10 protein-coding genes are annotated in these 15,629 nt (G+C 70.8%); 3 read left to right on the forward strand and 7 right to left on the reverse strand.

What is annotated here, in order from left to right:
* The 7 genes from OG504_RS38565 to OG504_RS38595 all read right to left on the reverse strand — a co-directional run bounded on the left by OG504_RS38565 (window position 1) and on the right by OG504_RS38595 (window position 8,034).
* Entirely contained in the window at window positions 1-813 is an 813-nt protein-coding gene (locus OG504_RS38565) for an HpcH/HpaI aldolase/citrate lyase family protein (RefSeq protein WP_405993940.1), read from the reverse strand.
* Window positions 810-2,012: a CaiB/BaiF CoA transferase family protein gene (locus OG504_RS38570; RefSeq protein ID WP_405993941.1), complete on the reverse strand. Its 1,203-nt coding sequence runs from the start codon at window positions 2,010-2,012 to the stop codon at window positions 810-812. The genes OG504_RS38565 and OG504_RS38570 overlap by 4 nt, the downstream gene beginning before the upstream one ends.
* Window positions 2,009-2,905 carry a ribokinase gene (rbsK, locus tag OG504_RS38575; protein ID WP_405993942.1) on the reverse strand — a complete coding sequence of 299 codons (897 nt, stop codon included), beginning with the start codon at window positions 2,903-2,905 and terminating at the stop codon, window positions 2,009-2,011. Before rbsK ends, OG504_RS38570 begins: the two co-directional genes overlap by 4 nt.
* Complete coding sequence (locus OG504_RS38580; RefSeq protein ID WP_405993943.1) at window positions 2,902-4,257, reverse strand: ADP-ribosylglycohydrolase family protein; 1,356 nt, start codon at window positions 4,255-4,257, stop codon at window positions 2,902-2,904. Before OG504_RS38580 ends, rbsK begins: the two co-directional genes overlap by 4 nt.
* Window positions 4,245-5,456 carry an ADP-ribosylglycohydrolase family protein gene (locus OG504_RS38585; RefSeq protein WP_405993944.1) on the reverse strand — a complete coding sequence of 404 codons (1,212 nt, stop codon included), beginning with the start codon at window positions 5,454-5,456 and terminating at the stop codon, window positions 4,245-4,247. Before OG504_RS38585 ends, OG504_RS38580 begins: the two co-directional genes overlap by 13 nt.
* An 8-nt stretch (window positions 5,457-5,464) precedes the next feature.
* Window positions 5,465-6,697: an ADP-ribosylglycohydrolase family protein gene (locus OG504_RS38590; RefSeq protein WP_405996548.1), complete on the reverse strand. Its 1,233-nt coding sequence runs from the start codon at window positions 6,695-6,697 to the stop codon at window positions 5,465-5,467.
* Between the two features lie 275 nt (window positions 6,698-6,972).
* Window positions 6,973-8,034, reverse strand: coding sequence for an ADP-ribosylglycohydrolase family protein (locus OG504_RS38595; protein ID WP_405993945.1), 1,062 nt, complete (start codon window positions 8,032-8,034; stop codon window positions 6,973-6,975).
* Between the two features lie 314 nt (window positions 8,035-8,348).
* On the opposite strand from OG504_RS38595, the gene OG504_RS38600 reads away from it, so the two are divergent.
* From OG504_RS38600 to OG504_RS38610, 3 genes are all read left to right on the forward strand, one after another.
* Window positions 8,349-9,080: a VIT1/CCC1 transporter family protein gene (locus tag OG504_RS38600; RefSeq protein ID WP_405993946.1), complete on the forward strand. Its 732-nt coding sequence runs from the start codon at window positions 8,349-8,351 to the stop codon at window positions 9,078-9,080.
* Between the two features lie 365 nt (window positions 9,081-9,445).
* Window positions 9,446-14,041 (forward strand): glutamate synthase large subunit, encoded by a 4,596-nt coding sequence (gene gltB, locus OG504_RS38605; protein WP_405993947.1) that lies wholly within the window; start codon window positions 9,446-9,448, stop codon window positions 14,039-14,041.
* On the forward strand, window positions 14,034-15,497 hold the full coding sequence (locus OG504_RS38610; protein ID WP_405993948.1) for a glutamate synthase subunit beta: 1,464 nt from the start codon (window positions 14,034-14,036) through the stop codon (window positions 15,495-15,497). Before gltB ends, OG504_RS38610 begins: the two co-directional genes overlap by 8 nt.
* Window positions 15,498-15,629 lie beyond the last annotated feature (132 nt).

Genomic DNA, 15,629 nt, shown 5'->3' on the forward strand with positions numbered 1-15,629 from the left:
TCAGGTTCGGCGGGCCAGGGACAAGGTGCGCTGGGCTGCCGTCACCACTGCCGCGTCGATGAACTGGCCGTTCGGGAGCGCTTGGGCGCCTTCCTCCTCCGCAGCCGCCTTGATGATCGTTTCGGCTTGTTCGATCTCCTGGATGGTGGGGAGGTAAGCCTGCTCGATGACGGGGAGTTGGCGGGGGTGGATGGCCGTGCGACCCAGGAAACCCAGGGCGCGGCCGTGTGCGCAGGAGGCGGCAAGGCCCTCCAGGTCGCGGATGTCCGGGTGGACCGACTGGGGCGGCGGGGCCAGCCCCGCGGCCCGGGCGGCGACGATCACCCGGGAGCGGGACCAGTCCAGGCCGGCGTCCTCGCGTACGCCCAGGTCGGCCCGTAGATCCGCCTCCCCGAGCGCGATGCCGTGCACGGAGGAGTGCGCGGCGGCGATCGAGAAGGCCCGCTCGATCCCGAGGGCCGTTTCCAGCAGGGCGTACAGGGGGAGGCCGCCGGCCTTCTCCGCTACGGCTACCACCTCCTCCGCCGATGTCACCTTCGGGAGCCGTAGGCCCGATACGCCCGGGAGGGGTGCGAGGGTGCGGAGGTCGTCGGCGGCCCAGGGGGTGTCGAGGGCGTTCACGCGGACGTGGACGTTGAGTTGGGGCTCCGAGAGGAGTTCCGCCGTGGCCGCGCGGGCATACTCCTTGCGGTCCGGGGCGACCGCGTCCTCCAGGTCCACGACGACCACGTCCGCGCCGGCGGCGAGGGCCTTGGCGACGACCGGGGGGCGGTCGCCGGGGACGTAGAGCCAGGTCAGGGGGTGCGGGGTCACAGGGCGCCCGCCTGGCGGAGCGTGGTCAACTCGGCTTCGGTCAGGCCGAGTTCGGACAGGACCGTGTCCGTGTCGGCGCCGTGGGGGCGGCCGGTCCAGCGGATCGCTCCGGGGGTGGCGGAGAGGCGGAAGAGGACGTTCTGCATGCGGAGGGGGCCGAGTTCGGGGTCGTCGACGGTGGTGATCGTGTCGAGGGCCTGGTACTGCGGGTCCTCCATGACGTCCCGTACGTCCTGGATCGGGGCGACCGCCGCCTCCGCCTTCTCGAAGGCGGCCAGCACCTCCGTGCGGGTGCGTGTTGCGATCCAGCCGCCGACCGCCGCGTCCAGGACGTCGGCGTGCCGGGCCCGGTCCGCGCCCGTAGCGAACCACGGTTCGTCGATCAGTTCCGGGCGGCCGACCAGGCGCATCACGCGTTCGGCGATCGACTGGGCCGAGGTGGAGACGGCGACCCAACTGCCGTCCGCCGTACGGTAGGTGTTGCGCGGGGCGTTGTTCTGGGAGCGGTTGCCGGTGCGCGGCTGGACGTGGCCGAGCTGGTCGTACCAGAGCGGTTGGGGGCCCAGCGCGGTGAGGATCGGTTCGATGATCGCCATGTCGACGACCTGGCCCTCGCCCGTGCGGTCGCGGGCTGCGAGGGCCGTCATCACCGCGTACGCCGTCGCCAGGCCCGCGATCGAGTCGGCGAGGCCGAACGGCGGGAGGGTCGGGGGCGCGTCCGGTTCACCGGTGATCGCGGCGAAACCGCTCATCGCCTCGGCGAGGGTGCCGAAGCCCGGGCGGTGGGCGTAGGGCCCGAACTGGCCGAAGGCGGTGACCCGGGCGAGCACCAACTTCGGGTTCGCGGCGGAGAGTTCGGCCCAGCCGAGGTCCCATTTCTCCAGGGTGCCGGGGCGGAAGTTCTCGATGATCACGTCGGCGGTCGCGGCGAGGCGGAGCAGGGTGTCGCGCCCGCCCGGCTTCGACAGGTCGAGGGTGATCGCGCGCTTGTTGCGGCCCAGGAGTTTCCACCACAGGCCGATGCCGTCCTTCGACGGGCCGTGGCCCCGGGACGGGTCGGGCCTGGTCGGGTGCTCGACCTTGATGACCTCGGCGCCGAAGTCACCGAGCATGGTGGCGGCGAGGGGACCGGCGAAGAGTGTCGCGAGGTCGAGAACGCGCAGCCCTGACAGGGGAGTTGTGGTCGTCGTCTCGGTCATGAGGCGTACTGCTTCTCGATCTCCGCGCGGAACGGCATCGACGCCGTAGCCCCGGGCCGCTGCACGGACAGCGCCGCCGCCGCTGCCGCCCAGGCCAGCGCGTCGCGCATCGGGCGGCCTTCGGCGAGCGCGACCGCCAGTGCGCCGACGAAGGTGTCGCCCGCGCCGGTCGAGTCCACGGCGGTCACTCGGGGCGCGGGCACGGTGAACGGCTCGGTGCCCCGGGCCGCGTACAGACTGCCCGCCGCACCAAGGGTGACGATCACCTCGGGCACCTGGTCGAGCAGGGCCGCCGCCGCCTCGCGCGGGTCGGTGCGGCCGGTGAGGGCGGTGGCCTCGTGCTCGTTGGGGACCAACAGGTCTACGGCGGCCAGGAGTTCGGCCGGCAGGGGTTGGGCGGGCGAGGGCGTGAGAATCGTACGGACGCCGTGGCGGCGGGCCGCCTCCGCGCCCGCGATCACCGCCGCGAGGGGGATCTCCAGCTGGAGGAGCAGGGCGTCGGCCGTGGCGATCGTGGCCTCGTCGCCGGGGGCGAGGTGGTCGACGGTGCCGTTCGCGGCGGGGATCACGACGATCGCGTTGCCGCCCTCGTCGTCCACGACGATGTGCGCGGTGCCGGACGGGCCCTCGACGGTGCGCAGATGGTCGGTGTCGACGCCGGAGTGTTCGAAGGTGGCGCGGAGTTGGGCGCCGTAGGCGTCGTTGCCGACCGCGCCGACGATCGTGACGTCGGTCGCGCCCGCGTGGGCGGCGGCGATCGCCTGGTTGGCGCCCTTGCCGCCGGGGATCGTGCGGAACTCCCGTCCCGTCACGGTCTCTCCGCGCTGCGGGGCCTTCGCGACGTAGGCGACGAGGTCCATGTTCGTGCTGCCGAGCACGGCGATGTGGGTCATGGGCGGGCGGTCTCCTGATGGGTGAGCCGGGCGAGGGTGTCGAAGCCGATGCCGTTGAAGTCGCCTACGGAGGTGGCGAGTCGGTTCTTGAGCGGGGTCGTCCAGCGGTCGGGGAGCGCGGTGTCCGAGAGGAGGGCGGCGATGCTGCCGACCGTCGCTCCGTTCGAGTCGGTGTCCCAACCCCCGGACACCGCACGGCAGATGGATCCGGCGAAGTCGCCGTCCGCGTGGGTGAGGGCGGCGGCGATCAGGGCGGTGTTCGGGATGGCGTGGACCCAGTGGTGGGTTCCGCTGTAGGTGGCGTGGAGTTGGTCCACCACCTCGTCGAAGTCCCGGTGTGTCCGGGCCAGTTGGAGGGCGTGCTGGATCGCCTTGGCCAGGCGGGAGCCGGGCGGGACGACCGTCAGGCCGGTGCGCAGGCAGGCGTGGATGTCGTGGGTGCCGGTGGTCGCGGTGGCGATGACGGCGGCCGTGAACATCGCCGCGTAGACGCCGTTCGCGGTGTGGGTCAACGCCGCGTCGCGGTGCGCCTGTTCGGCAGCGGCGGCCGGGTTTCCGGGGTTGGTCCAGCCGTGCACGTCGGCGCGGATCAGGGCGCCGATCCACTCGCGGAACGGGTTGCGGTGGCGGGCCGTTCGCGGGGGTTCCAGGCCGGTGAGGAGGTTGCGGTAGGCGATGCGTTCGGCGGTGAAGGTGCGGCCTGCGGGGAGTTCGTCGAGCCAGAGCTTCGCCACGTCGGCGGTGGTGAAGTCCTTGCCGTGGCGCTGCAGCAACAGGAGGTTCAACAGGGGGTAGTTGAGGTCGTCGTCCTCGGGCATGCCGTCGATGTTCTCGGCGAGGGAGGTGGGGGCGGAGCGGCGGTTCCAGGGGTGTGCGGCGAGGAGTTCGGCGGGGACACCCCGGGCGGTGAAGTAGGAGTTGAGGGGCCAGTTGCCGGTGGCGCGGGCGAGTTGGCGGATGCCGTCGAGGGGGAGCTTCTCCACGGGCTTGCCGAGGAGACAGCCGACGGCCCGCCCCAGCCAGGCGGCCTCGAAGCGGGCCGGGCGGGGTGGGGAAGTGGCTTGTGGGGTGGGCCAGTTGGGGCAGAGGGCGCGGATGCGTGCCAGGTCGGTGGGTTCCTGGTCCGCCAACGAGCTGGGCAGGTCGGCCAGTTCGTCCAGCAGGTCCTCGGCGAGCAACCGGAGGTAACGGGTGGGAGGTTGGGGCGATGAACCCGCCCGTTCCGGCGCCTCCGCACCGCCCGCCGCCCGCCACCGTGCCGCGATCGCCGACGGTTCGCGTCCGTCCTGGGTGGCCTGGCGCAGCTCGTGGCCGAGCAGGTCCTCCGGCTGGACCCAGGTCAGTCGGAGCACTTCAGCCCTCCGATCTCGGTGAACGCCGCCTCGTGGGCCCGGCGTCGGAGGACATCGCGCTCGAAGAGTTCGCGGGTGACGGCGGTGAGGGTGGTCGCCGGTTCCCAGAGGTCCAGGCGGCTGGCTTCCGCGACCGTCTTCGACCAGTCCTGCGGGGCAGGGGAACCCAGGGCGCCCGCCACCGCACCGGCCATCGTCGCGATCGAGTCGCAGTCCCGGCCGTAGTTCACCGAACCCAGCACCGCGTGGCGGTAGTCGCCGCCGGAGACCACCAACATGCCCAGGGCGACGGGGAGTTCCTCGATCGATTTGGTGCGGGAGGGGCGGCGGGCGTCCAGGGAGGGCGCGCGATAGTCGGGGCCCACCGTGTCGTACGGCGTGATCGCCTCCCGTAGCGGAACCAGCGCCGACTCGAAGTCCGAGTAACGGGCGGCCACTTCGCAGACCTGCTCGATGGCGGTGCGGGTGCCGTCCTTGGCCAGGGCGAGGCAGGCGGCCACGACCGAGTCGGGGGTCGCGCCCGGGACACAGGCCGCGGCCACCGCCGCCGCGAAGACACCGGCTGCCTCTCGGCCGTACGACGACTGGTGCGCGCCCGCGATGTCGAGGGCCTCGGCGTAAGCGCCCGCCGGATGGGCCGCGTTGACCAGGCCGACCGGGGCCATGTACATCGCGGCACCGCAGTTGACGATGTTGCCGACGCCGGCTTCCCGGGGGTCGACGTGGCCGTAGTGGAGGCGGGTCGCGAGCCATTTCTCCGCGAGGAAGACGCGCTGGAGGGGGATGGCCTCCGCCTCCAACTCCGGGATCCAGCGCGGGTTTTGCATCAGGTCCGGGACGAGGTGGTCGGCGATGGCGTACGCGTCGAGGTGGTCGCGGACCCGGGCGTAGACCCGTACCAGTGCGTGGGTCATCAAGGTGTCGTCGGTGACGTGGCCGTCGCCCTTGTGGTACGGGGCGATGGGGCGGGCCGTGCGCCAGGCGTCGCCGTTCCAGGGGCCGACGATGCCGTGGACGCGGCCGGCGTGGCGTTCGAGGATCTGGTCGGGGGAGTAGCCCTCGACGGGGCCGCCGAGGGCGTCGCCGACCGCCGCGCCGACCAGGGCTCCGGTGATCCTTTCATCGAGGCCGGTCTCTGCGGCTTTGGCTTGGGTGGCTTGTTTAAGTTCTTTAGGGTCTTTGAGTTCTTTGGGTGGCATGCACCGAATCATCCTCCTGGTGGGGGCGGTTGTGTGGCTTCCAGGAGTTCGGCGAGTTCTACGAGGTCCGTGCCGGTGAGGCGGGGGAGGGCGCAGCCGGAGAGGGTGCGGCAGGCGTCCCGCCAGGTTGCCGGGATCGCCTGTCCGCCGCTGAGCGCTCCGGTCAGGGCGCCTACGAGGGCCGGGGCCGAGTCGGCTACGCGGGAGAGGCAGGCCGCGGCGGGGACCGCTTCCGCGATACGGCCGCGGGCGGCTGTCGCCAACGCGAGGGCCACCGGGACGGTTTCGGCGGCTGCGATGCCGTAGCTGTAGACGTGGTCGACGATCTGGTGTTCCAGGAGGGGGATCAGGGCGAAGGCGTTGTCGCTGTCCTGGGCCAACTTCAGTGCGTGGCGGGCGTTGCGGCCGATCTCCGTGGCTTCGGGGAGTTCGGCGAGGGCTGCTGCTACGCACTCGTCCACGGGCGCGCCGACCAGGGCGAGGGAGAGGGCTGCCGCCATGGCTCTGGCGCCGTGGACTCCGTCGCCGTCCTGGGTGTAGTGGGCGTCGAACTCGGCGAGGGCGGCGGCGCGTTGGGGGTCGCCGGGGTGTGCCACGGCCAGTACGCAGGCTCTTACGCAGGCCGCGTCGTCGAAGTAGTGGGGGTTGTCGTGGCCGGTTGCGGGTGGGCGCAGGCCTGCGGCGAGGTTTCCCAGGCCTGCCCGTACCGAGATGCGGGCGCGGAGGGGGAGTACGGCGGATTCGACCTCGGGGGCGCGGTCCGCTGCGGCGGCGACCTCGCTCGCGATGGCGTTCCAGGTGAGGTCGATGGCGGCGCGGGTTCTGCGTTCGCGGCTCAGGTCGCCCAGGACTGTGTCGTCACCGGCTCGTAGTACGGCTTCTGCGGCGAAGGCTGCCCATTCGGCGTCGTCGGAGGGGCCGAGGCGTAGGGGCTCGGGGGGTTGGTTCAGGGCAATGGGGACGGGGAGTGTCGTGGTCGCGTTCTGTTCGGCGAAGGTGTCCAGCTCGCGGGTGAGGCGGCGGGTCCACTCGGGCATGCGAGCGGCGCGGTGCCGTGCGGCCGGCCAACCGGCGGCGTCCCCTGCGGCGAGCCCGAGCAGCAGCCCCTCGATCCGCCTCGCCTCGGCTCCGCCATCGGCTCTTTTGTCCCCACCCGCACCGCCCGTGCGACTTCCGTCGTCGGGTGCGGGTGGCCCCTGTGGGGCGGGTTCGCCGTCGGCGGCCGCAGGTGGTTCCCGCAGGGCGGATTCGCCGTCAGCCGCTGTGTGTTGGAGCGGCTCGGGGCGGAGTGGAACGTTGGGTGCGGGTAGCCCCTGCGGAGCGGGATCGCCGTCGGCGGCTGCGGTTGGTTCCTGTGGAGCGAACTTGCTGTCGGTGGGGGCGAGTTGGGGCGGCTCGGGGTGGAGTGGGAGGTTGGGTGCGGGTAGCCCCTGACCGGCGAACTCGCTGTCCGTGACCGTAGGTTCGATCCGATGCGCTCTCGGTGCCGGCCCGTTGCCCTCGGTCTCGTCGTGGCTCACAGCTGTACCTCGTCCTCATCCGCGGCCAGCACGTACTCCCCTTGGCGGCCCCACTTCCCGCCCTCCCCCGGAACCAGCAACTCCGCGATGTCCAGCACATGGTGGCCGGCCATCGCCGGTAGGCAGCTCCCCCGGGCTGGGCCGATCGCCGACGCCCAGTCCGCCGGGATCGACGACGCGCCCCGGGTCGCGCCCGCCAGGGCGCCCGCCACCGCGGCCGTCGTATCCGCGTCCCTGCCCATGTTCACCGCTGTGAGGACCGACTCCGTGAAGTCGCCGTCCGCCGCCGCGTATGCGCCGAAGGCCAGGGCCACCGCCTCCGGGGCCAGGTCGGTCCAGGGGTAGCCGCCGATGACCACCGCGGAGCGGACCGCTCGTTCGCCCCGGTGGGCCACCGCCACCGCTCGGCGGAGGGAGCGCGCCGTCCAGGAGTCGTCGGGGACCACCGCAAGGGCTGATGCCACTACCGCGATCGTCGGCGCTCCCGCCATCGCCGCCGCCACGCCCGCCGCGACCGCCTGGCCGCCGTAGATGCCCTCACCGTCGTGGCTCACCGAACCGTCGATCGCGACGAGACGGGCCGCTTCCGCCGGGCGGCCTGCCGCGAAGACGCCGAAGGGGGCCGCGCGCATGGCCAGGCCGTCGCTCCAGGCGTGGCGGTGTTGTGCGGAGATGGGGGCGGCCAGGCCTCGGCGGAGGTTCTCCAGGGTGCCGCGTTCGCTGAAGCCCGCGCCCCGGAACGGGCCCTCGTCCCGGTCCGCGATCCACTCGTGCCAGGCCGCCTCCACGTGGGTCGGCGTGAGGGCCGAGCCGTGGCGGGCCAGGAGGAGGCCGGAGAAGATCGCGTACTCCGTGTCGTCCGTGCCGGCCGGGTTCTCGGCCACGTATCCCGTGATGCGGCCCCAACGGGCGCGGATCTCGGACGGCTTCATGTTTTCCGCCGGTGCGCCGAGGGCGTCTCCCACCGCCAGGCCGAGCAGCGCGCCGCGCGCCCGTTCGCGGAGTTCGGTGGCGTTCTTGGGCGCCGGGACCGGGGGAATGCAGGCGATCGATGCCATACGCGGCCTCTCCTACGGGGTTCCCTCAGAGCGCCTCAGGGCGCGGAACCCTTTGCGGATGTCTCCCACGGGAGGCCTTCGGTAGAGCCTGACGGAGCGCAGCGTCACCCGGTCGACATCTGAACCGCCTCCGTCACGGATGAGCGTTCGAGGGTAAACCCGCAGGTTAGCGCAGCCTTTCCTTGCTGGAGGGCGGGAAATGAAAGGCGTATGTTGAGCGTTGTCAAAGAGTGGAACTTGTCTAAAGTTAGCCTCGCCTTAGCTGCTTGTCAGCTATCCGTCAGCTGACTCTCAGCCTCCAGGGGGATCACCGCATGGCCATCATCGAGACCGAAGCGACGCTCCACGAGGCGCACCGCGACAACCACACCCACCGGGATGTGAACGGCGGTTGGCTGCGCCCCGCGGTGTTCGGCGCGATGGACGGTCTCGTCTCCAACCTCGCCCTGATGACCGGTGTCGTCGGCGGTGCCGTCAGTCATCAGACCGTGGTCATCACCGGGCTGGCCGGGCTCGCCGCCGGTGCCTTCTCCATGGCGGCCGGCGAGTACACCTCCGTCGCCTCCCAGCGCGAGCTGGTCGAGGCCGAGCTCGAAGTCGAGCGGCGCGAGCTGCGCAAGCACCCGGAGGACGAGGAGGGCGAACTCGCCGCCCTCTATGAGAGTCGTGGGGTCGAGGCCGCGCTCGCCCGTGAAGTCGCCCGGCAGTTGTCCCGTGATCCTGAGCAGGCCCTTGAGATACATGCCCGGGAGGAGCTGGGGATCGACCCCGGTGATCTTCCCTCCCCGCTCGTCGCCGCCGTCTCGTCCTTCGGGGCGTTCGCGCTGGGCGCGCTGCTTCCCTTGCTGCCGTTCCTGCTCGGGGCGACCGCGCTCTGGCCGGCGCTGCTGCTCGCGCTCGTCGGGTTGTTCGGGTGCGGTGCCGTGGTGGCCCGCGTGACCGCGCGGACCTGGTGGTTCAGCGGGCTGCGGCAGCTCGCGCTGGGGGGCGCGGCGGCCGGTGTGACGTACGCCCTGGGCACCCTGTTCGGAACGGTCGTAGGATAGCTCGACGCGCACTTATGCGTTGGGTCGCATAAGTAGCCGTTACTCGCTGGTTTCGAACGCTTAACCACTGGGCATGAGCCGTAAGCGCTGTGGGCAATGACGCTCGCGGCGCACCCGCGGGATGGGCTACGACGCTCCCTCTGCCATGGACCGACGGACATCGATCTGTCCGCTTTGGTCCCCTTCACCTTCACCGCTTGTGCGGTGCACCGCCGCGACCCCGCGGCGTCCGCATGTTGGAACGGAGTATCCGGTTCCCGAGAACCGTTCCATCATGTAACCTGCACGAAATTTTGCGCTTACCCGCAGAGGGCCAACGTCGTCCCTATGCCCATGCATATGCCACGACGACGACGGGAGAGCCGATGCGTACGCCGCGCCAGCCGTCCCAGCACACCGCGAATGGCCAGAACTGGTCCTTCATGGATGCTCGCCCTGCCGCGCAGGGTATGTACGACCCCCGCAACGAGCACGACGCCTGTGGCGTCGGCTTCGTGGCCACCCTCACCGGCGAGGCGAGCCACGCGCTGGTCGAGCAGGCGCTCACCGTGCTGCGCAACCTGGAGCACCGCGGTGCGACGGGTGCCGAGCCCGACTCCGGCGACGGCGCGGGCATCCTGTCCCAGGTGCCGGACGCCTTCTTCCGCGAGGTGGCCGGATTCGACCTCCCCGCCGCCGGTGGATACGCGGTCGGCATCGCCTTCCTGCCCGAGGACGGCGCCGACGCGACCGTCTCGCAGGTTGAGACGATCGCCGTAGAGGAAGGCCTCACGGTTCTCGGGTGGCGCGAGGTTCCGACCGCGCCCGAACTCCTCGGTGCTACGGCCCGCTCCACCATGCCGCTGTTCCGTCAGCTCTTCGTGAGCGACGGGCAGAGCCAGGGCATCGACCTCGACCGCAAGGCCTTCGCGCTGCGCAAGCGCGCCGAGCGCGAGGCCGGTGTCTACTTCCCGTCGCTCTCCGCGCGGACCATCGTCTACAAGGGCATGCTCACCACCGGTCAGCTGGAGCCCTTCTTCCCGGACCTGTCCGACCGGCGCTTCGCCTCCGCGATCTCCCTCGTGCACTCCCGGTTCTCCACGAACACCTTCCCGTCGTGGCCGCTCGCCCACCCGTACCGCTTCGTCGCGCACAACGGCGAGATCAACACGGTCAAGGGCAACCGCAACTGGATGGCGGCCCGCGAGTCCCAGATCGCCTCCGACCTGTTCGGCGACCAGGACAAGATCGACCGGATCTTCCCGATCTGCACGCCCGAGGCATCCGACTCCGCGTCCTTCGACGAGGTGCTGGAGCTGCTCCACCTCGGTGGGCGTTCGCTGCCGCACTCCGTGCTGATGATGATCCCGGAGGCGTGGGAGAACCACGACTCCATGGACCCGGCCCGCCGTGCCTTCTACCAGTTCCACGCCACGATGATGGAGCCCTGGGACGGCCCGGCCTGTGTCACCTTCACCGACGGCACCCAGGTCGGCGCGGTCCTCGACCGCAACGGCCTGCGCCCCGGCCGCTACTGGGTCACCGACGAGGGCCTCGTCGTCCTCGGCTCCGAGGTCGGCGTCCTCGACATCGACCCCGCGAAGGTCGTCCGCAAGGGCCGCCTCCAGCCCGGCCGCATGTTCCTCGTGGACACCGCCGAGCACCGCATCATCGAGGACGACGAGATCAAGGCCGGCCTCGCCGCCGAGAAGCCGTACGCCGACTGGCTCGAAGCCGGTGAGATCGAGCTGTCCGACCTGCCCGAGCGTGAGCACATCGTGCACACGCACGCCTCGGTCACCCGCCGCCAGCAGACCTTCGGCTACACCGAGGAGGAGCTGCGCGTCATCCTCGCGCCGATGGCCAAGGCCGGTGCGGAGCCGATCGGTTCGATGGGCACCGACTCGCCGATCGCCGCGCTGTCCGCCCGCCCGCGGCTGCTCTTCGACTACTTCACCCAGCTGTTCGCGCAGGTCACCAACCCGCCGCTGGACGCGATCAGGGAAGAGCTCGTGACCTCCCTGCGCTCGTCCCTCGGCCCGGCGAGCAACCTGCTGGAGCCGACGGCCGCGTCCTGTCGTAGCGTCACCCTGCCCTTCCCGGTGATCGACAACGACGAGCTGGCCAAGCTCATCCACATCAACGCCGACGGCGACATGCCCGGCATGAAGGCCGCGACCCTCTCCGGCCTCTACCGGGTCTCCGGCGGCGGCGACTCCCTCGCCGCCCGTCTCGCCGAGATCTGCACCGAGGCCGACGCCGCGATCGAGAACGGCGCCCGCCTCATCGTCCTCTCGGACCGGCACTCCGACGCCGAGCACGCTCCGATCCCCTCGCTGCTGCTCACCGCCGCCGTCCACCACCACCTCATCCGCACCAAGCAGCGCACCCAGGTGGGCCTGCTGGTCGAGGCCGGTGACGTCCGCGAGGTCCACCACGTCGCCCTGCTCATCGGCTTCGGCGCCGCGGCCGTCAACCCGTACCTGGCGATGGAGTCCGTCGAGGACCTCGTCCGCGCGGGCACCTTCCTCACCGACATCGAGGCCGAGCAGGCCATCCGCAACCTGATCTACGCGCTCGGCAAGGGCGTCCTCAAGGTCATGTCGAAGATGGGCATCTCGACCGTCGCCTCCTACCGGGGCGCCCAGGTCTTCGAAGCGGTCGGCCTGGACGAGCAGTTCGTCAACAGCTACTTCAGCGGTACGGCCACCAAGATCGGCGGTGTCGGCATCGACGTCATCGCCAAGGAGGTCGCCGCCCGCCACGCGAAGGCGTACCCCGCGAGCGGCATCGCGCCCGCGCACCGTGCCCTCGACATAGGCGGCGAGTACCAGTGGCGCCGCGAGGGCGAGCCGCACCTGTTCGACCCGGAGACGGTCTTCCGCCTCCAGCACTCGACGCGGACCAACCGCTACGACATCTTCAAGAAGTACACGGACCGCGTGAACGAGCAGTCCGAGCGGCTGATGACGCTGCGCGGGCTCTTCGGCTTCAAGTCGGACCGGCCCTCGATCTCCATCGACGAGGTCGAGCCCGTCTCCGAGATCGTCAAGCGCTTCTCCACCGGTGCCATGTCGTACGGCTCCATCTCCCTGGAGGCGCACGAGACCCTCGCCATCGCCATGAACCAGCTGGGCGGCAAGTCCAACACCGGTGAGGGCGGCGAGGACGCGGACCGGCTCTACGACCCGGCCCGGCGCAGCGCCATCAAGCAGGTCGCCTCCGGCCGCTTCGGCGTCACCTCCGAGTACCTGGTCAACGCGGACGACATCCAGATCAAGATGGCCCAGGGCGCCAAGCCCGGCGAGGGCGGCCAGCTGCCCGGCCACAAGGTCTACCCGTGGGTCGCCAAGACGCGTCACTCGACGCCGGGTGTCGGTCTCATCTCGCCGCCGCCGCACCACGACATCTACTCCATCGAAGACCTCGCCCAGCTGATCCACGACCTGAAGAACGCGAACCCGCAGGCGCGGATCCACGTGAAGCTGGTCTCCGAGGTCGGTGTCGGCACGGTCGCTGCCGGTGTCTCCAAGGCGCACGCGGACGTCGTCCTCATCTCCGGCCACGACGGCGGTACGGGCGCTTCTCCTCTCACGTCGTTGAAGCACGCCGGTGGACCTTGGGAGTTGGGCCTCGCCGAGACCCAACAGACCTTGCTGCTCAACGGACTTCGCGACCGGATCGTCGTGCAGACCGACGGTCAGCTCAAGACCGGCCGTGACGTCGTCATCGCCGCGCTGCTCGGCGCCGAGGAGTTCGGTTTCGCGACCGCGCCGCTCGTCGTCTCCGGCTGCGTCATGATGCGCGTCTGCCACCTCGACACCTGCCCGGTCGGCATCGCCACCCAGAACCCGGTGCTGCGCGACCGGTTCGCCGGCAAGGCCGAATACGTCGTGAACTTCTTCCAGTTCATCGCCGAAGAGGTCCGCGAGATCCTCGCCGAGCTGGGCTTCCGCACCATCGAGGAAGCCGTCGGCAAGGCCGGAACGCTCGACGTCGAGCGGGCCGTGGACCACTGGAAGGCGCAGGGCCTCGACCTCGCCCCCCTCTTCTACGTCCCCGAACTCCCGGACGGCGCAGCCCTCCACCAGGTCATCAAGCAGGACCACGGCCTGGAGAAGGCGCTCGACAACGAGCTGATCAAGCTCGCCGCCGACGCGCTGGCCGCATCCAGCGCCACCGACGCCCAGCCGGTCCGCGCCCAGGTCGCGATCCGCAACATCAACCGCACGGTCGGCACGATGCTCGGCCACGAGGTGACGAAGAAGTTCGGCGGCGCGGGCCTGCCCGACGACACCATCGACATCACCTTCACCGGCTCGGCCGGCCAGTCCTTCGGAGCCTTCCTCCCGCGCGGTGTCACGCTGCGCCTGGAGGGCGACGCCAACGACTATGTGGGCAAGGGCCTTTCGGGCGGCCGGGTCATCGTCCGTCCCGACCGGGGCGCCGACCACCTCGCCGAGTTCTCCACCATCGCGGGCAACACCATCGCCTACGGCGCGACCGGCGGCGAACTGTTCCTGCGCGGCCGGACCGGTGAGCGGTTCTGTGTCCGCAACTCCGGTGCCACGGTGGTCTCCGAGGGCGTGGGCGACCACGGCTGCGAGTACATGACCGGCGGCCGGGCGGTCGTCCTGGGCGAGACCGGCCGCAACTTCGCGGCGGGCATGTCCGGCGGCATCGCCTACGTCATCGACCTGAACCCCGACAACGTGAACGTCGGAAACGCGGGCGCCGTCCAGGAGTTGGACGACACCGACAAGCAGTGGCTGCACGACGTGGTGCGCCGGCACGCCGAGGAGACCGCTTCCACGGTCGCCGAGAAGCTGCTCGCCGAGTGGACCGTGTCCGTGGAGCGCTTCAGCAAGATCATCCCCAGCGCCTACAAGGCAGTGCTCGCCGCCAAGGACGCCGCTGAGCAAGCGGGTCTCTCCGAGACCGAGATCACCGAGAAGATGATGGAGGCGGCGATCAATGGCTGACCCGAAGGGCTTTCTGAACCACGGGCGCGAGGTCGCCAAGTCCCGCCCCGTGGACGTCCGGTTGAAGGACTGGAACGAGGTCTACGTCCCCGGTTCGCTGCTGCCGATCATCGGCAAGCAGGCCGGCCGCTGCATGGACTGTGGTATCCCGTTCTGCCACAACGGCTGTCCGCTGGGGAACCTCATCCCCGAGTGGAACGACTACGCCTACCGCGAGGACTGGACGGCCGCGTCGGAGCGCCTCCACGCGACGAACAACTTCCCCGAGTTCACCGGGCGGTTGTGCCCCGCGCCGTGCGAGGCGGCCTGTGTGCTGGGCATCAACCAGCCGCCGGTCACCATCAAGAACGTCGAGGTCTCCATCATCGACAAGGCGTGGGAGACCGGCGACGTCGCCCCGCAGGCTCCCGAGCGCCTCTCCGGCAAGACCGTCGCGGTCATCGGCTCGGGTCCGGCGGGCCTCGCCGCCGCCCAGCAGCTCACCCGGGCGGGCCACACCGTCGCCGTCTATGAGCGCGCGGACCGCATCGGGGGCCTTCTCCGGTACGGCATCCCCGAGTTCAAGATGGAGAAGCGGCACATCAACCGCCGTATCGAGCAGATGCGCGCGGAGGGCACCCGCTTCCGCACCGGCATCGAGATCGGCGTCGACCTCAAGGCCACCGACCTGCGCAAGCGCTACGACGCGGTCGTCATCGCCGCCGGCTCCACCACCGCGCGTGATCTCCCCGTTCCCGGACGGGAGTTGACCGGCGTCTACCAGGCGATGGAGTACCTGCCCCTCTCGAACAAGGTCCAGGAGGGCGACTACGTCACCGCCCCGGTCTCGGCCGAGGGCAAGCACGTCGTCGTCATCGGCGGCGGCGACACCGGCGCCGACTGCGTCGGTACGGCACACCGCCAAGGGGCCGCCTCCGTCACGCAGTTGGAGATCATGCCCCGCCCGGGCGACGAGCGGAACGCGGTCGCGCAGCCCTGGCCGACCTTCCCGATGCTCTACAAGGTGACCTCCGCGCACGAGGAGGGCGGTGAGCGGGTCTACTCCGTCAACACCACCCACTTCGAGGGCGACGAGGACGGCAACGTCCAGTGGCTGCACCTCGTCGAGGTCGAGTTCGTCGACGGCAAGCTGACCCAGAAGCCGGGCACCGAGCGCAGGATCCCGGCCCAACTGGTCACGTTGGCCATGGGGTTCACCGGCACGGACCGCGAGAACGGCCTGGTCGACCAGTTCGCCCTGGGCCTCGACGAGCGCGGCAACATCGCCCGCGACGCCGACTTCCAGACCAACGTCCCCGGCGTCTTCGTCGCCGGTGACGCGGGCCGCGGCCAGTCCCTCATCGTCTGGGCCATCGCGGAGGGCCGCTCGGCCGCCCGCGGAGTCGACCGCTTCCTGACCGGCGTCAGCGAGCTGCCGGCCCCGATCCGGCCGACGGACCGGGCACTGATGGTCTGAGAGGTCACGGGCCTGACGGCCCATCAAAAACGTCCCGCACAAAGGCGTGCGGGCGGGTCATCCGAGGGGACCTCCCCTCGGACCCCCCGACGGCGCTTGCCTCGTCCCCGACCGGACACGGCAGGCGCCGCC

The organism is Streptomyces sp. NBC_00986 (genome assembly GCF_045162565.1).
GTDB lineage: Bacteria > Actinomycetota > Actinomycetes > Streptomycetales > Streptomycetaceae > Streptomyces.

Excerpts from the sequence above, each read along its gene's own strand:
- gltB (WP_405993947.1), top strand. The coding sequence starts at position 9,446 with ATGCGTACGCCGCGCCAGCCGTCCCAGCACACCGCGAATGGCCAGAAC.
- OG504_RS38610 (WP_405993948.1), top strand. The coding sequence starts at position 14,034 with ATGGCTGACCCGAAGGGCTTTCTGAACCACGGGCGCGAGGTCGCCAAG.
- OG504_RS38600 (WP_405993946.1), top strand. The coding sequence starts at position 8,349 with ATGGCCATCATCGAGACCGAAGCGACGCTCCACGAGGCGCACCGCGAC.
- rbsK (WP_405993942.1), bottom strand. The coding sequence starts at position 2,905 with ATGACCCACATCGCCGTGCTCGGCAGCACGAACATGGACCTCGTCGCC.
- OG504_RS38585 (WP_405993944.1), bottom strand. The coding sequence starts at position 5,456 with ATGCCACCCAAAGAACTCAAAGACCCTAAAGAACTTAAACAAGCCACC.
- OG504_RS38570 (WP_405993941.1), bottom strand. The coding sequence starts at position 2,012 with ATGACCGAGACGACGACCACAACTCCCCTGTCAGGGCTGCGCGTTCTC.
- OG504_RS38595 (WP_405993945.1), bottom strand. The coding sequence starts at position 8,034 with ATGGCATCGATCGCCTGCATTCCCCCGGTCCCGGCGCCCAAGAACGCC.